At 47.6% G+C, this 311-nt stretch carries 1 protein-coding gene; it reads left to right on the forward strand.

The window, feature by feature from the left end; genetic code table 11:
* Positions 1–26 precede the first annotated feature (26 nt).
* A partial coding sequence (locus QWI17_RS16510) for a hypothetical protein (protein ID WP_302723629.1) occupies positions 27–311 on the forward strand: 285 nt, incomplete at its 3' end.

Here is a 311-nt window from a genome sequence, read left to right on the forward strand (position 1 = left end):
ACTGCAAATAAACGACAGGCGCAGTTATGTTTCCTCTTTCACTCTACTTTTTAGAACAGCAGGTCAAATGGTCTGCTAAGCAACTGTGGAACAATATCCCAGCCCATTACTGCACCGAAGAAACCGCATTGGTGACCCAGCTACTGGAGCTGGCGCAGCCTGTCGACCATGAATGCCGGGATATAGCTACTGGATGGATAAGTTCCCTGCGAAGCGACAAGGAAAACCAGCGCTATCTTGATCAGTTCTTAAAAACCTTCAGTCTGGAAACTGATGAAGGTATCTTGCTGCTATCACTGGCTGAAACCCTG

This window comes from Gilvimarinus gilvus (assembly GCF_030518155.1).
Lineage (GTDB): Bacteria > Pseudomonadota > Gammaproteobacteria > Pseudomonadales > Cellvibrionaceae > Gilvimarinus > Gilvimarinus gilvus.